The 17,299-nt window shown below is 60.2% G+C and carries 17 protein-coding genes; 7 read left to right on the top strand and 10 right to left on the bottom strand.

The features are described 5' to 3' along the window. Positions 1 to 100 precede the first annotated feature (100 nt). The 4 genes from trkA to def form a co-directional block, all read right to left on the bottom strand. Positions 101 to 1,474: a Trk system potassium transporter TrkA gene (gene trkA, locus PSUM_RS17030; RefSeq protein ID WP_020798000.1), complete on the bottom strand. Its 1,374-nt coding sequence runs from the start codon at positions 1,472 to 1,474 to the stop codon at positions 101 to 103. A gap of 22 nt (positions 1,475 to 1,496) precedes the next feature. Further along, positions 1,497 to 2,807 (bottom strand): 16S rRNA (cytosine(967)-C(5))-methyltransferase RsmB, encoded by a 1,311-nt coding sequence (gene rsmB, locus PSUM_RS17025; RefSeq protein WP_083349939.1) that lies wholly within the window; start codon positions 2,805 to 2,807, stop codon positions 1,497 to 1,499. Next, the gene (gene fmt, locus PSUM_RS17020) at positions 2,804 to 3,763 is read right to left on the bottom strand and encodes a methionyl-tRNA formyltransferase (RefSeq protein ID WP_083349940.1); all 960 of its coding nucleotides are present in this window, start codon (positions 3,761 to 3,763) and stop codon (positions 2,804 to 2,806) included. The genes rsmB and fmt overlap by 4 nt, the downstream gene beginning before the upstream one ends. 69 nt (positions 3,764 to 3,832) lie before the next feature. Beyond that, a complete protein-coding gene (def, locus tag PSUM_RS17015) occupies positions 3,833 to 4,339 on the bottom strand; it encodes a peptide deformylase (protein ID WP_008064647.1) in 507 nt (168 codons plus the stop codon). Between the two features lie 175 nt (positions 4,340 to 4,514). Here def and PSUM_RS17010 point away from each other — a divergent pair, with 175 nt between their 5' ends. The 3 genes from PSUM_RS17010 to tsaC all read left to right on the top strand — a co-directional run bounded on the left by PSUM_RS17010 (position 4,515) and on the right by tsaC (position 7,339). Continuing rightward, positions 4,515 to 5,540: a LysM peptidoglycan-binding domain-containing protein gene (locus PSUM_RS17010; RefSeq protein WP_083349941.1), complete on the top strand. Its 1,026-nt coding sequence runs from the start codon at positions 4,515 to 4,517 to the stop codon at positions 5,538 to 5,540. Positions 5,541 to 5,620: 80 nt separating this feature from the next. Next, on the top strand, positions 5,621 to 6,727 hold the full coding sequence (gene dprA / locus PSUM_RS17005) for a DNA-processing protein DprA (protein WP_083349942.1): 1,107 nt from the start codon (positions 5,621 to 5,623) through the stop codon (positions 6,725 to 6,727). A 54-nt stretch (positions 6,728 to 6,781) separates the two neighbouring features. Next, on the top strand, positions 6,782 to 7,339 hold the full coding sequence (gene tsaC / locus PSUM_RS17000; protein WP_020798005.1) for an L-threonylcarbamoyladenylate synthase type 1 TsaC: 558 nt from the start codon (positions 6,782 to 6,784) through the stop codon (positions 7,337 to 7,339). 116 nt (positions 7,340 to 7,455) lie between these two features. Here the strand turns inward: tsaC and PSUM_RS16995 are convergent, their stop codons facing one another. After that, positions 7,456 to 8,433, bottom strand: a complete 978-nt coding sequence (locus PSUM_RS16995; RefSeq protein WP_020798006.1) for an NADPH:quinone reductase — start codon at positions 8,431 to 8,433, stop codon at positions 7,456 to 7,458. Positions 8,434 to 8,595: 162 nt separating this feature from the next. On the opposite strand from PSUM_RS16995, the gene hemF reads away from it, so the two are divergent. Further along, complete coding sequence (hemF, locus tag PSUM_RS16990) at positions 8,596 to 9,510, top strand: oxygen-dependent coproporphyrinogen oxidase (protein ID WP_083349943.1); 915 nt, start codon at positions 8,596 to 8,598, stop codon at positions 9,508 to 9,510. Between the two features lie 13 nt (positions 9,511 to 9,523). Next, on the top strand, positions 9,524 to 10,345 hold the full coding sequence (aroE, locus tag PSUM_RS16985; protein ID WP_083349944.1) for a shikimate dehydrogenase: 822 nt from the start codon (positions 9,524 to 9,526) through the stop codon (positions 10,343 to 10,345). 121 nt (positions 10,346 to 10,466) lie between these two features. On the opposite strand, the gene PSUM_RS16980 is transcribed toward aroE, so the two are convergent. The 3 genes from PSUM_RS16980 to betC form a co-directional block, all read right to left on the bottom strand. Further along, positions 10,467 to 12,035, bottom strand: a complete 1,569-nt coding sequence (locus tag PSUM_RS16980; RefSeq protein WP_033045433.1) for a SulP family inorganic anion transporter — start codon at positions 12,033 to 12,035, stop codon at positions 10,467 to 10,469. Between the two features lie 165 nt (positions 12,036 to 12,200). Then, complete coding sequence (gene choX / locus PSUM_RS16975) at positions 12,201 to 13,121, bottom strand: choline ABC transporter substrate-binding protein (RefSeq protein ID WP_020798010.1); 921 nt, start codon at positions 13,119 to 13,121, stop codon at positions 12,201 to 12,203. 16 nt (positions 13,122 to 13,137) lie between these two features. Next, positions 13,138 to 14,652, bottom strand: a complete 1,515-nt coding sequence (gene betC / locus PSUM_RS16970) for a choline-sulfatase (RefSeq protein WP_083349945.1) — start codon at positions 14,650 to 14,652, stop codon at positions 13,138 to 13,140. Between the two features lie 114 nt (positions 14,653 to 14,766). Between betC and PSUM_RS16965 the strand changes: the two genes are divergently transcribed. Beyond that, the gene (locus tag PSUM_RS16965) at positions 14,767 to 15,717 is read left to right on the top strand and encodes a choline sulfate utilization transcriptional regulator (RefSeq protein WP_020798012.1); all 951 of its coding nucleotides are present in this window, start codon (positions 14,767 to 14,769) and stop codon (positions 15,715 to 15,717) included. Here PSUM_RS16965 and PSUM_RS16960 read toward each other — a convergent pair. Next, complete coding sequence (locus PSUM_RS16960) at positions 15,714 to 16,376, bottom strand: NAD(P)-dependent oxidoreductase (protein WP_020798013.1); 663 nt, start codon at positions 16,374 to 16,376, stop codon at positions 15,714 to 15,716. The genes PSUM_RS16965 and PSUM_RS16960 overlap by 4 nt on opposite strands. Before the next feature lie 85 nt (positions 16,377 to 16,461). Between PSUM_RS16960 and PSUM_RS16955 the strand changes: the two genes are divergently transcribed. Then, on the top strand, positions 16,462 to 16,788 hold the full coding sequence (locus PSUM_RS16955; RefSeq protein WP_083349946.1) for a DOPA 4,5-dioxygenase family protein: 327 nt from the start codon (positions 16,462 to 16,464) through the stop codon (positions 16,786 to 16,788). Here PSUM_RS16955 and PSUM_RS16950 read toward each other — a convergent pair whose 3' ends face one another. After that, positions 16,789 to 17,190 carry a GFA family protein gene (locus PSUM_RS16950; RefSeq protein ID WP_020798014.1) on the bottom strand — a complete coding sequence of 134 codons (402 nt, stop codon included), beginning with the start codon at positions 17,188 to 17,190 and terminating at the stop codon, positions 16,789 to 16,791. Positions 17,191 to 17,299 lie beyond the last annotated feature (109 nt).

The raw sequence follows: 17,299 nt of genomic DNA, 5'->3' as shown, positions 1-17,299 counted from the left end.
CCCACGCTCTACGTGGGAACGCCTCAATGGACGCTCTGCGTCCGCTTTGGGACGCGGAGCGTCCCGGGCTGTATTCCCACAGAGAGCGTGGGAATGATCGTCAGAAGAAGCTGAGTCCAACGTGGAACAGCTTTTCCACATCGCGAATATGCTTTTTATCCACAAGGAACAGGATCACATGGTCGCCGGCGGCGATCACGGTGTCATCGTGCGCGATAATGACCTCTTCATCACGAATAATCGCGCCAATCGTCGTGCCCGGTGGCAAGCCGATGTTTTCGATGGCCTTGCCGATCACCTTGCTCGATTTCGCGTCGCCGTGCGCAATCGCCTCGATGGCTTCCGCAGCGCCGCGACGCAATGAGTGCACGCTGACGATATCGCCGCGACGCACGTGCGCCAGCAAGGTGCCGATGGTCGCCAGTTGCGGGCTGATGGCGATGTCGATGTCGCCGCCCTGGATCAGGTCGACGTAGGCCGGGTTATTGATGATGGTCATCACCTTCTTAGCGCCCAAGCGCTTGGCCAGCAGCGACGACATGATGTTGGCCTCGTCGTCGTTGGTCAGGGCCAGGAAGATGTCCGCGTCGGCGATGTTCTCTTCCAGCAGCAGGTCACGGTCCGAAGCGCTGCCCTGCAACACCACGGTGCTGTCGAGGGTGTCCGAGAGGTGTCGGCAGCGTGCCGGATTCATCTCGATGATCTTCACTTGGTAACGGCTTTCAATGGCTTCGGCCAGGCGTTCGCCGATTTGCCCGCCACCGGCGATGACGATGCGCTTGTAGGTCTCGTCGAGACGGCGCATTTCACTCATGACCGCGCGAATGTTCGCCCGAGCGGCGATGAAAAACACTTCGTCGTCCGCTTCGATCACCGTATCGCCCTGGGGCAGGATCGGTCGGTCGCGACGGAAAATGGCGGCCACGCGGGTTTCGACATTCGGCATGTGTTCACGCAGCTGGCGCAGTTGCTGACCTACCAGCGGCCCGCCGTAATAGGCCCGCACCGCAACCAACTGCGCCTTGCCCTCGGCGAAGTCGATCACCTGCAAGGCGCCCGGATGCTGGATCAGGCGCTTGATGTAGTTGGTGACCACCTGCTCGGGGCTGATCAGCACATCCACCGGGATCGCTTCATTGTCGAACAATTCGTTGCGGGTCAGGTACGCCGCTTCACGCACGCGGGCGATCTTGGTCGGTGTATGGAAAAGGGTATGGGCAACCTGGCAGGCCACCATATTGGTTTCATCGCTGCTGGTCACGGCGACCAGCATGTCGGCATCATCGGCGCCAGCCTGGCGCAGAATACTGGGCAGCGAACCGCGGCCTTGTACCGTACGGATGTCCAGTCGGTCGCCGAGGTCACGCAGGCGTTCGCCATCGGTGTCGACCACGGTAATGTCATTCGCTTCGCTTGCCAGGTGCTCCGCCAGCGAACCGCCGACCTGCCCCGCTCCGAGGATGATGATTTTCATCCAGTCACTCCGTTGAATCCGTTTAGCCGCGTGCGGCGGCGATCTTGATCAGCTTGGCGTAGTAGAACCCGTCGTGACCACCTTCCTGGGCGAGCAATTGCCGACCATGGAGTTGCTTGATCCCGGCCGTCGTGGCCAGGTCCAGTTCGCGGGCGCCCGGGGTGCGAGCGAGGAAGGCCTCGATCACTTCGGTGTTTTCGGTCGGCAGCGTGGAACAGGTGGCATAGAGCAGGATGCCGCCGACTTCCAGCGTCATCCACAGGGCGTCCAGCAATTCACCTTGCAGCAACGCCAGCGCAGCGATGTCATCGGGCTGGCGAGTCAGCTTGATGTCCGGGTGACGGCGAATCACGCCGGTGGCCGAGCACGGTGCATCGAGGAGGATGCGCTGGAAGGGCTTGCCGTCCCACCAGGTGGCGGTGTCGCGGCCGTCGGCGGCGATCAGTTCGGCGCTCAATTTCAGGCGTTCGAGGTTCTCGCGCACCCGCACCAGGCGTTTGGCTTCAAGGTCCACGGCGACGACGCCGGCCAGTTTGGGTTCGGCTTCGAGGATATGGCAGGTCTTGCCGCCGGGTGCACAGCAAGCGTCGAGCACGCGTTGGCCCGGCGCCAGGTCCAGCAAATCGGCAGCCAGTTGTGCCGCTTCGTCCTGCACGCTGATCCAGCCTTCGGCGAAGCCTGGCAGGCTGCGCACGTCGGCGGCTGCATCGAGGATGATGCCATCGCGGCTGTAAACGCATGCATTGGCGGCGATACCCGCTTCACTGAGCAGGCCAAGGTAGGCCTCACGGCTGTGATGGCGGCGGTTGACCCGCAGAATCATGGGCGGGTGCGCGTTGTTCGCCGTGCAAATGGCTTCCCATTGCTCGGGCCAGAAGGCTTTGAGCGATTTTTGCAGCCAGCGCGGGTGGGCGGTGCGCACTACCGGGTCGTGTTCCAGCTCGGTCAGCAGGGTTTCGCTTTCCCGTTGCGCGCGGCGCAGTACGGCATTGAGCAAGGCCTTGGCCCAGGGTTTTTTCAGCTTGTCGGCGCAACCCACGGTTTCGCCGATCGCGGCGTGGGGAGGGACTCGGGTGTAGAGCAGTTGGTAGAGGCCCACTAGCAAGAGCGCCTCAACATCGGCGTCGGCAGCCTTGAACGGTTTCTGCAGCAGCTTGGCCGCCAGCGCGGATAAGCGCGGCTGCCAGCGAGCGGTGCCGAACGCCAGATCCTGGGTGAAACCGCGATCACGGTCTTCGACTTTGTCCAGTTGTGTCGGCAATGAACTGTTGAGGGAAGCTTTGCCGCTCAGGACAGCGGCGAGTGCCTTGGCGGCGGCCAAACGCGGGTTCATTGAGCGTCCACCGCTTGACCGAGGACGGTGCCGATGGCGAATTTCTCACGACGGCTGTTGAACAGGTCGCTAAAGTTCAGCGCCTTGCCACCGGGCAATTGCAGGCGGGTCAGGCACAGGGCCTGCTGACCGCAGGCAACGATCAGCCCGTCTTTGCTGGCAGCAAGAATTTCCCCCGCTGTGCCCTGCCCTTCGGCCACGTTCGCCGCCAGCACTTTCAACGCTTCGCCGTTCAGTGTGCTGTGGGTGATCGGCCAAGGATTGAAAGCGCGAACCAGACGCTCCAGCTCAAGCGCTGGACGCGTCCAGTCGATGCGCGCCTCATCCTTGTTCAATTTGTGTGCGTAGGTGGCCAGGCTGTCGTCCTGCACTTCACCTTCCAGCGTACCGGCGGCGAGGCCGGCAATCGCCTGGAGCACGGCGGGCGGACCCATTTCGGCCAGACGGTCGTGCAGGCTGCCACCGGTATCCTGGGCGCTGATCGGCGTGATGACTTTCAGCAGCATCGGCCCGGTGTCGAGGCCGGCTTCCATGCGCATTACCGTCACGCCGCTTTCGCTGTCACCGGCTTCGACGGCACGCTGGATCGGCGCCGCACCGCGCCAGCGAGGCAGCAGGGACGCGTGGCTATTGATGCAACCCAGGCGCGGAATATCCAGCACCACCTGCGGCAGGATCAGGCCGTAGGCAACCACCACCATCAAGTCCGGCTTCAGTGCGGCCAATTCGGCCTGGGCGTCGGCATTGCGCAAGGTCGGGGGTTGCAATACCGCAATATTGTTTTCAAGGGCGAGTTGCTTGACCGGGCTCGGCATCAGCTTTTGCCCGCGACCCGCCGGACGATCCGGCTGGGTGTAGACCGCAACGATCTCGTAAGGGCTGTCGAGCAGGGCCTTGAGGTGTTCGGCGGCGAATTCCGGGGTGCCGGCAAAGACAATGCGCAGTGGCTCAGTCATGAAAGCTCTCGATTACAAAGCATCTTGAAAAGAAAAAGGCTTGCCGCAGCAAGCCTTTGAAGAGGGGCATCAAGCATTCTGGCGGTGAAGTTTTTCCAGTTTCTTCTTGATACGGTCACGTTTGAGCGTGGACAGGTAGTCGACGAACAATTTGCCGTTGAGGTGGTCGCATTCGTGCTGGATGCAAACGGCGAGCAGGCCTTCGGCGATCAGTTCGTATGGCTGGCCATCGCGGTCCAGGGCCTTGACCTTGACCTTTTGCGGGCGATCGACGTTTTCGTAGAAACCCGGCACCGAGAGGCAGCCTTCCTGGTATTGCTCCATCTCGTCGGTCAGGGGCTCGAACTCGGGGTTGATGAACACCCGTGGTTCGGTGCGGTCTTCGGAGAGGTCCATCACGACGATACGTTTGTGCACGTTGACCTGGGTCGCGGCGAGGCCGATGCCTGGCGCTTCATACATTGTTTCAAACATATCATCGACCAGCTGACGCACTTCGTCGTCCACTACGGTCACTGTCTTGGCGATCGTACGCAGGCGCGGGTCAGGGAATTCGAGGATGTTTAAAATGGCCATAAGCTTTGATTACTGCACGTGTGAAGTAAAGTCGGGTCGATGGCCTGGCTGCTCCGGAGAAGATGCAGGCTACCGTTGTAAAACGTAGCTCCCTTCTTTTCATAAGCAAGCGGGGAGCGAGCCACCGAGGGCTCTGGCGTTTTACGCGAACGTACATAATAAAGGGATTCATCGCATGAGGAAATCACTACTCGCCCTGCTCCTTCTGGCCTCGGCAGGTTTTGCGCACGGGCAAGTGCAACTTCGGGAGGGTTTTCCACAGCAGTACACCGTCGCTGCGGGCGACACACTTTGGGACATATCGGGTAAGTACCTGCGTGAGCCCTGGCAGTGGCCGCAACTCTGGCAGGTCAATCCACAGGTTGAAAACCCGAATCTCATCTACCCCGGGGACACGCTATCGCTGGTCTACGTCAACGGCCAACCACGATTGACCCTTAACCGCGGCACCTCGCGAGGCACCATTAAGCTTTCGCCACAGGTGCGTAGCAGCCCGGTGGCCGACGCCATACCGAGCATCCCGCTGAAATCGATCAACAGCTTTTTGCTGAGTAACCGCATCGTCGACAACGCCGAGGATTTCGACAAGGCGCCTTATATCGTTGCCGGTGATGCCGAACGCGTACTCAGCGGCACCGGCGACCGTATCTTCGCCCGCGGCCTCGTCGACCCGGCTCAACCGGTGTACGGCATTTTTCGTCAGGGCAAGGTCTACACCGATCCGCAGACCCAGGAATTCCTGGGCATCAACGCCGATGACATAGGCGGTGGCGAGATCGTCGCCACTGAAGGTGACGTCGCGACGCTGGTGCTGCAACGCACCACCCAGGAGGTGCGCCTCGGCGATCGCCTGTTCAGCGGCGAAGAACGTTCGATCAATTCGACGTTCATGCCGAGCGCTCCCGACACCCAGGTCAATGGCCTGATCATCGATGTACCGCGCGGGGTCACGCAGATCGGTGCACTGGATGTAGTCACCTTGAACAAGGGGAAACGCGACGGCCTGACCGAAGGGAATGTCCTGGTAGTGATGAAAACCGGCGAAACCGTGCGTGACCGGATCACCGGCCAGCCATTGAAAATTCCGGATGAACGCGCCGGTCTTCTGATGGTTTTTCGCACCTACGACAAGCTCAGCTATGGACTGGTGCTGAAGGCCTCGCGTTCTTTGGCGGTGCTGGACAAGGTGCGGAATCCTTAGCGGACTTCACAAGTTACCAACAGAGTTATCCACAGCTTATTCCCATTTCGATGGGGGCTCATAACGATCAAGGATGATCCATGTCGATACCCGCTGTTTCATCGGTTTCCCCTGCGGAACTGGAAGCCCGTTTACGTCTGCACCGGTTACCGGAACTTGGTCCGGCGCGTTTCCGGAAATTGCTGGAAGCCTTCGGTTCGGCGTCCAAAGCCATCAGTGCACCCGCCAGTGCGTGGCGAGCGTTGGGCTTGCCGCAGGTGTGTGGCGAGGCCCGGCGCGCCCCTGAAATTCGTGACGGCGCCAGCCACGCATTGGCCTGGATAGAGCGTCAGGACCAGCATTTACTGATGTGGGACCAGCCCGACTACCCGGCGCTGCTGGCGCAAATCAGCGACGCGCCACCGTTGTTGTTCGTGGCGGGCGATCCGCAGATCCTGGAAAAACCGCAGTTAGCGATGGTCGGCAGTCGTCGTGCTTCACGGCCAGGCATGGACATCGCTGCCGCGTTTTCTCGCAGCCTGGCGGGTGCCGGGTTTGTCATCACCAGCGGTCTGGCCCTGGGGATCGATGCAGCCGCGCACCAGGCGGCACTGGATGTTGGCGGGCGAACGGTCGGGGTACTTGGCACGGGACTCGAAAATTTTTATCCACAGCGCAATCGGCGACTGGCGGACGCAATGATCGCATCGGGCAGCGCGGTGCTCTCGGAGTTTCCGCTGGACGCCGCTCCGAGCGCCAGCAACTTCCCCCGACGCAACCGGATCATCAGCGGTTTGTCCCTCGGCGTGCTGGTGGTCGAAGCCAGTGTTGCCAGTGGTTCATTGATCACGGCCAGGCTGGCGGCGGAACAGGGGCGCGAGGTGTATGCGATTCCAGGGTCGATTCATCATCCCGGTGCTCGCGGTTGCCATCAGTTGATCCGCGACGGCGCCGTGCTGGTGGAAACCATCGAGCATATCCTCGAAGCCTTGCGCGGCTGGCAGCAGCTACCGTTTTCAACAGAAACACTCGCAACCGTAACGAGTCATCCGCTACTTGTACTGCTCCACGCGGCCCCCCACACCAGTGAAGCACTGGCCGATGCCAGCGGTTGGACCTTGCCCAAGGTCCTGGCGACGTTGACGGAGCTGGAAATGGATGGCCGCGCAGTCTGCGAAAACGGGCGCTGGTTTGCGCGGGTAAGCTAGGTTTTACAAGGAAGATCGGTAAACTGCGCAGAGCCTTATTCTGGAGAATTTTTCATGGTCAACAGTTGGCGTGTGCAGCAAGCCGCACGAGCAATTCGCGCAGGGGCGGTGATTGCCTACCCAACCGAAGCTGTCTGGGGTCTGGGTTGCGACCCATGGGATGAAGAGGCAGTGGATCGTTTGCTGCTGATCAAGGGGCGGTCCGTGGACAAGGGCCTGATACTGGTGGCTGACAATATCCGCCAGTTCGACTTCCTCTTTGACGATTTTCCCGAGCTGTGGATGGATCGTATGGCCAGTACCTGGCCGGGGCCGAACACCTGGTTGGTGCCGCATCAGAACATGTTGCCGCAGTGGATTACCGGTGTGCATGAAACGGTGGCGTTGCGGGTCAGCGATCACCCGCAGGTGCGGGAATTATGCGCACTGGTCGGGCCGTTGGTGTCGACGTCCGCCAACCCCCAGGGCCGGCCGGCAGCGCGCACGCGGATTCGCGTGGAGCAGTATTTCCGTGGTCAGGTTGATCTGGTGTTGGGTGGGAACCTGGGTGGGCGCAAGAACCCGAGTGTTATCCGGGATCTGGCGACCGGGCATGTTGTGCGCCCCGATTAAGACCGAGGTGACCCCATTCGCGAGCAAGCCCGCTCCCACATTTGATTAGTGTCGAACACCAATTCTGTGGTCACTGAAGATCCAATGTGGGAGCGGGCTTGCACGCGAAGAGGCCTTCAAGGCAATAAAATTACCGATCCGGTCGTACGCCGCGCGGACAACTCGGTCTGCGCCTTCGCTGCGTCCGCCAGTGGATAACGCTGGCTGATATCCACTTTCACTTTGCCGCTGATGATCATCTCGAACAGCTCATCGGCCATACGCTGCAGGTTTTCCGCGTTATTGGCGTAGGTCGCCAGCGTCGGCCGAGTGACGTACAACGAGCCTTTCCCCGCCAGAATCCCCAGGTTCACCCCGTCCACCGCCCCGGACGCATTGCCGAAGCTCACGACCAGCCCACGGGGCGCCGCGCAGTCTAGAGAGGTCAGCCAAGTGTCCTTGCCGACGCCGTCGTACACCACCGGGACCTTTTTGCCGTCAGTCAATTCCAGTACGCGTTGCGCGACGTTTTCATGGCTGTAGTCGATGGTCGCCCAGGCACCATTGGCCTTGGCCAGCGCGGCTTTCTGCGCCGAGCTCACGGTGCCGATCAACTTGACGCCCAAGGCCTTGGCCCATTGGCAGGCCAGGGAACCGACGCCACCGGCAGCGGCGTGGAACAGGATGGTCTCGCCACCCTTGAGTTCATAGGTCTGGCGCAGCAAGTACTGCACGGTCAGGCCCTTGAGCATCACACCCGCGGCCTGCTCGAAGCTGATGGCGTCCGGAAGGTGTACCAGGTTGGCCTCGGGCAAGACGTGGACCTCGCTGTAGGCACCCAACGGGCCGCTGCCGTAAGCTACGCGATCGCCGACTTTGAATCGGGTCACTTCGCTACCGACCGCTTCGACAACGCCCGCGCCTTCCGAACCGACACCCGATGGCAGGGCCGGTGGCGGATAGAGGCCGCTGCGGTAATAGGTGTCGATGAAGTTCAGGCCGATGGCCTTGTTGGTCACGCGAACCTGCTGCGGGCCGGGTTCGGAGGGCTGATAATCGACATACTCAAGCACTTCGGGGCCACCGTGGGCACGGAACTGGATACGCTTTGCCATCTGCACTCTCCTGAGATTGTTTTACCAAGCGCCCTATGGGACTGCGAAGCGTGATCTGCGTCAACTGCGACGAGCGCTTCGGCGGTGGTATGCTACGCGCCCATTTGCGCAGGCTGGCTCCTGTGGAGCGCCGCGTAGCTTTGCCCGATCCAAGGTGATGCCATGACTACCCGCACCGAGGCCGTAAAAGCCTACCTGCTCGATCTGCAAGACCGTATTTGCGCTGCCCTGGAGGCCGAAGACGGCGGCACGCGCTTCGTCGAAGACGCCTGGACCCGGCCTGCCGGCGGTGGCGGACGCACCCGAGTGGTCGAAAATGGCGCGGTCATTGAAAAGGGCGGCGTCAACTTTTCCCACGTCTTCGGCACCGGTTTACCACCGTCGGCCAGTGCCCACCGGCCGGAACTGGCCGGACGCGGTTTCGAGGCCCTGGGTGTGTCGCTGGTGATCCACCCGCACAACCCGCATGTACCGACTTCCCACGCCAACGTGCGGTTTTTCATCGCCGAAAAAGAAGGTGAAGAGCCGGTCTGGTGGTTTGGCGGCGGCTTCGACCTGACACCGTACTACGGGAATGAAGAAGATTGCGTGCACTGGCACCGCGTCGCCGAACAGGCCTGTGCGCCGTTCGGTGCGGACGTCTACCCGCGTTACAAGGCCTGGTGCGACAGCTACTTCTACATCAAGCATCGCCACGAACCGCGGGGAATCGGCGGCTTGTTTTTCGATGACCTGAATGAGTGGGATTTCGACACCAGCTTCGCGTTCATGCGTGCTATCGGTGACGCCTACATCGAGGCGTACCTGCCAATCGTGCAGCGCCGCAAAAACGACGCCTATACCGCCAAGCAGCGGGAGTTCCAGGAGTACCGTCGTGGGCGTTACGTCGAATTCAACCTGGTCTACGACCGTGGCACCTTGTTCGGGCTGCAATCGGGCGGTCGCACCGAGTCGATTCTCATGTCGCTGCCGCCGCAAGTCCGCTGGGGTTACGACTGGAAAGCCGAGCCTGGCAGCGAAGAAGCACGCCTGACTGAGTATTTCCTGCAAGATCGCGATTGGTTGGCCAAGGCCTGAACGAGGAATCCAGATGGACCGTTACGTCGTATTCGGTAACCCGATTGGCCATAGCAAATCGCCGTTGATTCATCGTCTGTTCGCCGAGCAGACCGGGCAGAAACTCGACTACAGCACTTCACTGGCGCCCCTCGATGATTTTTCGAGCTGTGCCCGGGCGTTTTTCTTCGAAGGCCGTGGCGCGAATGTGACAGTACCGTTCAAGGAAGAGGCTTATCGCCTGGCCGACAAACTCACGGCGCGGGCACAGCGGGCCGGCGCGGTAAACACACTGAGCAAGCTGGAAGATGGCAGTTTGCTGGGCGATAACACCGACGGTGCTGGCCTGGTACGGGACCTGACGGTCAATGCCGGGTTCAGCCTCAAGGGCAAGCGCATCCTGCTGCTCGGTGCCGGCGGCGCAGTGCGCGGTGCGCTGGAGCCGTTGTTGGCTGAGCAGCCGGCGTCGGTGGTCATCGCCAACCGTACGGTGGACAAGGCCGAGTTGCTGGCCGAACTGTTCTGCGATCTGGGCCCGGTATCGGCCAGTGGTTATGACTGGCTTCAAGAGTCGGTAGACCTGATCATCAATGCGACGTCCGCGAGTCTGTCGGGCGATGTTCCGCCGATTGCCACCAGCCTGATCGAACCGGGCAAGACGGTGTGCTACGACATGATGTACGGCAAGGAGCCGACCTCGTTTTGCCGTTGGGCCAGCGAGCATGGCGCGGCGGTGTCGATGGATGGGCTGGGGATGTTGGCCGAGCAGGCGGCGGAAGCCTTCTTCCTGTGGCGCGGCGTGCGTCCGGATACGGCGCCGGTGCTGGCCGAACTTCGTCGGCAACTGGCTGCGTAAGCCCCCCTGTAGGAGCGAGCCTGCTCGCGAAGAACCCAAGGACAACGCATGCATCCTGAATGCACGCGTTATCGTTGACGTCCATCGCGAGCAGGCTCGCTCCTACACGTATTAGGTTGTTTCAGTCTTCAAACCGGATCGGGCATTTCTCTGCCCCTTCCAGCTTCCTCAATTCATCCACCACCTGCGGCCGAGCCCGGCGCAGGGTCAGGCTGCGGTCCTGGCGCAGTAACCGCCGTGCTTCCTGATGCAGCATCTCAACCCCTGAATAGTCGATGAAGTTGATCTGCTGCGCCTCGATCACCACGCGTGCACCCTGCATTCGTTGCAGGCGAACTTGCAGGTAGTGGCTGGCGCCGAAGAAGATCGAGCCGCCGACCCGCAGAATGTCTTCATCGCCGTCACGCAAATGCTGCACCCGTGGTTGCGAGGTGCGCTTGAGGTAAAAGAACAGCGATGCCAGCACCCCGGCATAGATCGCTGTCTGCAGTTCCAGCAGCAGCGTGGCGACACAGGTCAGGCCCATGACCACGAACTCGGCGCGGCTGACCCGTAGCAACGCACGAATGCCACGATGGTCCACCAGGCCCCAGGCGATCAGCAAAATACTGCCGGCCATGGCCGGGATGGGAATGTGTGCGATCAGACTGGCACCGAAGACGGCGAACAACGCTACCCACAAAGCCGAAAAGACTCCCGCCAACGGCGAACAGGCCCCCGCTTCGTAGCTCAGGCCTGAACGGGTGAAGGAGCCGGCCGACAGCGATCCGGAAAAAAACGCGCCGACAATATTGGACAAGCCTTGGGCGCGGACTTCCTGATTGGCGTCGAGCAACTGTTGCGAGCGCGCCGACAGCGAACGGGCAATCGACAGGCTGGTGACCAGCCCGAGCATTCCGACCGCCACGGCACTGGGCAGCAGGCGCAGGATCAGGTCGAGGTCCAACGGCAATGGGCTAAAAGGCGGTAGCTTACCGGTGAAGGCGCTCACCAGTTTTACGTGACCGAACATGGAGGGCCAAAGCCAGACCATCACGGCAGCCAGCACCAGGGTAATCAACAGCGTCGGCCAGCGCGGCAAGCACAGCTTGAGGATCAGCCCGACCGCCACGGTGGCCAATCCGAGAATGAGCGAAGGTTTATCCACTTCACCCAGGTGTGTGGTCAGTGTGATGAAACTGTCCAGTGCGGTGGCCTGGCTGGGCAGCTCCAGCCCCAGCAAGTTGGGCAACTGGCCAACGGCAATGACCACCGCCGCGCCGAGGGTAAAGCCAAGCACCACCGAATGAGAGACGAAATTGACCAGCGCACCAAAGCGCAGCAACCCCAGCAGCCACTGGAAAATCCCTGCCAGAAGGGTCAGCAACAGGATCACGGTGACGTAGTCCTGCGTCGCAGGAATGGCCAGGGGACTGACGCTGGCGTACAGGACGATGGAAATGGCCGCCGTCGGACCGCAGATCAAATGCCACGACGAGCCCCACAGACAAGCGATCAACACCGGGATGATCGCCGCATACAAGCCGTATTCCGGTGGGAGGCCGGCAATCAGTGCGTAGGCGATGGATTGCGGCAACGCGAGAATCGCGCCACTGAGGCCGACGATCAGGTCACGACCGACGCTGGCGCGGGTTTGCCTGGGTAACCATGTGAGGAATGGGAAGAGTGAATGGCGGCTGGGAAGGGCCATGGGTCCTCTCGGATTGGGTTTTGCACAAGGTTAACAGACGCTGATCGTTCCCATGCTCTGCGTGGGAATGCCGCCATGGACGCTCCGCGTTTGCCCTTGGAGTGCGACGCGGAGCGTCACGGGATGCATTCCCACGCAGAGCGTGGGAACGATCAGTGGCGGGAGTTAGAGCTTGGCTTTCACTGCCGGTAACGCATCCTTGCCATCCACGGTCTTCACGCCATCGAGCCACTTGTCCAGCACTGCCGGGTTGGCCTTGATCCACGCCTTGGCCGCATCGGCATTGCTGACTTTCTTGTTCACCACCTCGGCCATGATGCTGTTCTCCATCTCTTGGGTGAAGCTCAGGTTGGTGAGCAGCTTGCCGACGTTCGGGCAGGCCTGTGCATAACCTTTGCGGGTCAGGGTGTGGACGCTGCCGGTGTCGCCGAAGTATTTCTCGCCACCCTTCAGGTAATGCATTTTCAGCTGCACGTTCATCGGGTGCGGTGTCCAGCCGAGGAAGGTCACGAACTTCTGTTTCTTCACCGCGCGGGACACTTCCGCAAGCATGGCCTGCTCGCTGGATTCGATCAGTTTCCATTGACCCATGTCGAAATCATTTTTCTTGATGATCTCTTGCAGCGAAATGTTTGCCGGTGCACCAGACCCGATGCCATAGATCTTGTGGTCGAACTTGTCGGCGTATTTGTTCAGGTCGGCAAAGTTATGCACACCCGCATCCCAGACGTAATCCGGGACAGCGAGGGTGAACTCGGTGCCGTCGAGGTTCTTCGCCAGTTGCGTGACGTCCCCGGTGGCGATGAACTTGTCGTAGAAACCCTGCTGCGCCGGCATCCAGTTGCCGAGGAAAACATCCACCTGGCCATCCTTGAGCCCGCCAAAGGTAATCGGCACCGCGAGGGTGTCGACCTTGGCCTTGTAGCCCATGCCGTCCAGCAGAAACCCGGTAATGGCGTTGGTTGCGGCGATATCGCTCCAGCCAGGGTCGGCCATTTTCACCGTCTCGCAACTTTGATCGGCATACACCGATGCACTGCCCAGGGCCAGAAGTCCGACCGTCAGTACTGTGGATAACTTATGCATGGACTTCCCCTTAACATTATTGGTTTTGGCAGGGTTGTGGATAACGTGCTTTGCGCTCCAGATCGTCGAGGTCGATGTGATTGCGCATGTATTGCTGACTGGCATCCACCAGTGGCTGGTGATCCCAGCTCTTCAGCTTGCCGATGGTCAGGGCATCGGCGACGAAACGCCGGCGCCGCTGGCTCGCGAGCACCTGTTGATGGATAGCTGGAATGTCCCATTTGGCGCGAGCTTCGGCGAGAAATTCGTCGAAAAGTTGACGATGTTGCGGCGATTTGCTGAGTTCTTCCAGTTCTAGCGGGTCATTGCCTACATCGAAGAGCAGGCAAGGGTCATCTTCACTGTAGATGAATTTGTAAGCGCCACGACGAATCATCATCAATGGACTGATGGTGCCTTCGGCCATGTATTCGCCGAACACTTCATCGTGCCCGCCCTGCCCTTGCAAATGCGGAACCAGCGAACGGCCATCGAGCGGCAAGCCCGGTTCCAGAGTGCCGCCGGCCAGTTCTACAAAGGTCGGCAACAGGTCGGCGGTGGATACCGATGCACTGACCCGGCCGGCGCCGAATTGCCTTGGAGCACTTATCAACAGGGGGACACGAGCGGCCATTTCATACCAGTGCATTTTGTACCAGAGGCCCCGTTCGCCCAGCATGTCACCGTGGTCGCCGGAGAATACGATGATGGTGTCATCGATTAGCCCAGTATCCTCGAGGGTTTGCAGGAGTTTGCCGACGTTGCTGTCGATATAGCTGCAAGCACCGAAGTAGGCGCGGCGAGCGTCGCGGATTTTATCCACAGGCAATGGTTTGTCCCACAGGTCATAAACCTTGAGCAATCGCTGGGCATGCGGATCGAGTTGGTGTTGATCCGGTGTTTCCGGCAAAGGAATTTCGGCGTCGTCGTACAGGTCCCAGAAAGCCTTGGGAATCGTGTACGGGTCGTGGGGGTGAGTCATCGAAACCGTCAGGCAAAACGGCTGCTCGCCATCCTCGCGAATGTGGTCGAACAGGTACTGCTGGGCCTTGAACACTACCTCTTCATCGAAATCCAGTTGGTTGGTGCGCACGCAAGGGCCTGCCTGGAGAACCGACGACATGTTGTGGTACCAGGTCGGACGCACGTCCGGTTCGTCCCAGTTCACGGCCCAGCCGTAGTCGGCCGGGTAGATATCGCTGGTCAGGCGTTCTTCATAGCCGTGCAATTGGTCCGGACCACAGAAATGCATTTTGCCTGACAGCGCAGTGCGATAGCCGAGGCGCCGCAGGTAATGGGCATAAGTCGGCACATCGGCCGGGAAATCCGCCGCGTTGTCATAAGCCCCGATCTTGCTCGGCAGCTGGCCGCTGACCAGGGTAAAGCGCGAAGGTGCGCACAGCGGGCTGTTGCAATAAGCGCTGTCGAATACCACGCCCTCGGCGGCGAGGCGGCTCAGATTAGGCAATTTGATAGGCGAAGGACCGTAGAACGGCAACATTGGCGCGGCCATTTGATCGGCCATGATGAAAAGAATGTTCTTGCGCTTCATGTGATCGCGGCATTCCATAGTGAATGTTTATGCGAGAGTGCTGGGGTCGAGGATGTAACCTACACACTTTGCGGTAAAGCCCACGGGCGGCAATGACTAGGATAAGCACAGCTTATGTATGACGCGCTTGGTGACCTTTCTCTGGATTTGCTCCGCGCTTTCGAATCAGCGGCCCGTCAACGCAGCTTTACGGCGGCGGCGGTCGAGCTGGGAACCACGCAGCCGGCGGTCAGCCAGCAAATCAAGCGACTGGAGGAGCAGTTGGGGGCTCGACTGTTCGACCGCATCTATCGCGGCATTGAACTGACTGAGTCGGGTGCTATCCTTTTCGAGCAAGTTCAGCTGGGTTTGCAGAATATCGATGCAGGATTGAGCGCGATCAGCGCCCAGCATCAGCATGAAGTGCTACAAGTCGCCACCGATTTTGCCTTTGCCGCCTATTGGCTGATGCCTCGATTGCACCGTTTTCACGCGGCCAACCCACAGGTCGACGTCAGTCTGGTGACCAGTGAACGTAGCCATAACATGTTGCGCAGCGATATCGATGTAGCAGTGCTGTTCGGCGATGGCCGCTTCAAACAGGGAGAGAGTCATTGGCTATTCAGCGAGGAAGTGTTCCCGGTGTGCAGCCCGCAAGTACTCAATGATCGCACCCTGCCCCTACCCGCTCGATCATTGTTGGAGTTTCCACTTCTGCACCTGCGTGGCGAAAACAGCAGCCACTGGTTTGACTGGAGCGGTGTCTTTCGCGAGTTGGGCATCACTTCGCCCCCGGCGCCCGGCCAATTGCGTTTCGATAATTACACCTTGTTGATTCAAGCCGCCATTGGCGGCCAGGGCGTGGCGATTGGCTGGCGGCACCTTGTGGATAACTTGTTGGCACAAGGTTTGTTGTGTCGACCGATTGCCGAAACGGTGATCTCCAGGCTGGGTTATTACGTCGTGTTACCACAACGCAAACGGCGTGGCGCCTTGATCCAGCAGTTTGTCGATTGGTTGATGGCCGAGCAGGCCAGCAGTGCGCAATCGTTGAACGGGATGGCACTGCCCTCAATTGCGATCTAGCTATCGGTGGCAACAAAATTAACGTGCTCGCCAATATGCAGGTTCAGATGCAACTCATCAGCGATCCCCACTGCCGTGCGGGCCAAACGTGCGAGCGGCTCGGCCAGTCCCGGCTCAAGGTTGCCGCCGATTTGACTGAAGTGCTCGATGGTCAGCCCCGGCACCCCGCGCGGGGCGTTTACCATCGTCCAGTGCAAGGGGCTGCTTTGTAGCGCTTCGCGGATTTCTTCGGCGGCGTGGCGTTGCAACCCGTCCTCGAACTCCGGATCGTCCAGCACCTCGAAATCCCCCACTAGAAACAATCGGGTAATGCCTGCTGCCTGCATGCCATCAAGCAATGCATCCACCGCCAGCACCTGCTCGACCGGGCCGGGCACAATGTTTTTTTCCACGTGTTCACTATTGAATGGCAACCCCGGTGCGTCTAATAAACAGATGACCGCCGAACTGCCGGCCACGCTTTGCTTGACCCGTTGTGCGTCGAACAGGTCGCCGGCCTTGGTACGCAAACCCGGGCGCGGCGCCAGCGCCGTCAAGTCATCGAGAATGGCGATCACTTCATGTTGGCGCCGCAACATTTCAGCCATCAGCGCACTGCCCAAGCTACTCATGGCACCATAAAGCACCACTTTCACCACCGGGGTTTCGGCATTTTTCATGGCTGAACTCCCTTGTTCTCTTTCCTGTATGGCATTTGACCTTTAGGAAACGGTGAGGGTTCGACTCGGTTTTGGAGGGATTCAGATGCAACAGATCAAGGGTTACCACGCCCATGTCTATTTCGATGCCAGCACCATCGACCAGGCGCGAGCCCTGTGTGAGCAAGCGGCACAATTGTTCCCGCTGAAAATGGGCCGGGTGCACGAACGCCCCGTCGGCCCGCACCCGGATTGGAGCTGCCAACTGGCGTTCGGCCCTGAGCTCATCGGTGAGGTATTGCCGTGGTTGGCACTCAACCGCAAGGGATTGGTGGTGTTCCTGCACCCCGACACCGGCAACGATCTGCTGGATCACAGCGAGCACGCGATCTGGATGGGCGCGATTCGCCCGCTCGACCTGTCTATTTTCTGATCAGAGTGTTTCTTCGGCTTCGCCCGGTAAATGCTCATCCAGATGCAACCACGGCAGGCGGCTGTCGGTCCAGATGTGGCGTTCGGCCGGGGCCCGCTCCGGGTGATCGAGGGTGGCGATGGTCACGTCGATGCTGCCCGGGCTCAGGTGAGTCTCCAATGCCAGTTGCGCCCCACAGTTGCCGCAAAAATAGCGCGCGCAGGTTGGCGAAGAGTCGTACCGCGCCGGTTTTCCCGCTAGCCATTGAAAGGTTGTCGCCGGCACAGTGATCCAGGTGGTCACGATCCCGCCGCTGACCCGCCGGCAAATCGAGCAATGGCAATGGGCGATATCGTGTAAAGGCCCGCTGAATTGATATCGCAGTTGTCCGCAGTGGCATCCGCCTGTGTGAAAGTCGACCATTCCTTTTCCTCCGGATGCGTTTTCACTGGCGTCTTCGCGAGCAGGCTCGCTCCCACAGGGGATCAAAATCATTGTGGGATCGAGCCTGCTCGCGAAGGGCACAACTCGG

This window comes from Pseudomonas umsongensis, from assembly GCF_002236105.1.
Taxonomy (GTDB): domain Bacteria; phylum Pseudomonadota; class Gammaproteobacteria; order Pseudomonadales; family Pseudomonadaceae; genus Aquipseudomonas; species Aquipseudomonas umsongensis.
Note: the sequence above shows the minus strand (reverse complement) of the source record. Positions and strands in the feature narration are given on the sequence as shown.

Coding starts and splice junctions, on each gene's coding strand:
- trkA (WP_020798000.1), bottom strand. CDS start 1,474: ATGAAAATCATCATCCTCGGAGCGGGGCAGGTCGGCGGTTCGCTGGCG.
- rsmB (WP_083349939.1), bottom strand. CDS start 2,807: ATGAACCCGCGTTTGGCCGCCGCCAAGGCACTCGCCGCTGTCCTGAGC.
- fmt (WP_083349940.1), bottom strand. CDS start 3,763: ATGACTGAGCCACTGCGCATTGTCTTTGCCGGCACCCCGGAATTCGCC.
- def (WP_008064647.1), bottom strand. CDS start 4,339: ATGGCCATTTTAAACATCCTCGAATTCCCTGACCCGCGCCTGCGTACG.
- PSUM_RS17010 (WP_083349941.1), top strand. CDS start 4,515: ATGAGGAAATCACTACTCGCCCTGCTCCTTCTGGCCTCGGCAGGTTTT.
- dprA (WP_083349942.1), top strand. CDS start 5,621: ATGTCGATACCCGCTGTTTCATCGGTTTCCCCTGCGGAACTGGAAGCC.
- tsaC (WP_020798005.1), top strand. CDS start 6,782: ATGGTCAACAGTTGGCGTGTGCAGCAAGCCGCACGAGCAATTCGCGCA.
- PSUM_RS16995 (WP_020798006.1), bottom strand. CDS start 8,433: ATGGCAAAGCGTATCCAGTTCCGTGCCCACGGTGGCCCCGAAGTGCTT.
- hemF (WP_083349943.1), top strand. CDS start 8,596: ATGACTACCCGCACCGAGGCCGTAAAAGCCTACCTGCTCGATCTGCAA.
- aroE (WP_083349944.1), top strand. CDS start 9,524: ATGGACCGTTACGTCGTATTCGGTAACCCGATTGGCCATAGCAAATCG.
- PSUM_RS16980 (WP_033045433.1), bottom strand. CDS start 12,035: ATGGCCCTTCCCAGCCGCCATTCACTCTTCCCATTCCTCACATGGTTA.
- choX (WP_020798010.1), bottom strand. CDS start 13,121: ATGCATAAGTTATCCACAGTACTGACGGTCGGACTTCTGGCCCTGGGC.
- betC (WP_083349945.1), bottom strand. CDS start 14,652: ATGAAGCGCAAGAACATTCTTTTCATCATGGCCGATCAAATGGCCGCG.
- PSUM_RS16965 (WP_020798012.1), top strand. CDS start 14,767: ATGTATGACGCGCTTGGTGACCTTTCTCTGGATTTGCTCCGCGCTTTC.
- PSUM_RS16960 (WP_020798013.1), bottom strand. CDS start 16,376: ATGAAAAATGCCGAAACCCCGGTGGTGAAAGTGGTGCTTTATGGTGCC.
- PSUM_RS16955 (WP_083349946.1), top strand. CDS start 16,462: ATGCAACAGATCAAGGGTTACCACGCCCATGTCTATTTCGATGCCAGC.
- PSUM_RS16950 (WP_020798014.1), bottom strand. CDS start 17,190: ATGGTCGACTTTCACACAGGCGGATGCCACTGCGGACAACTGCGATAT.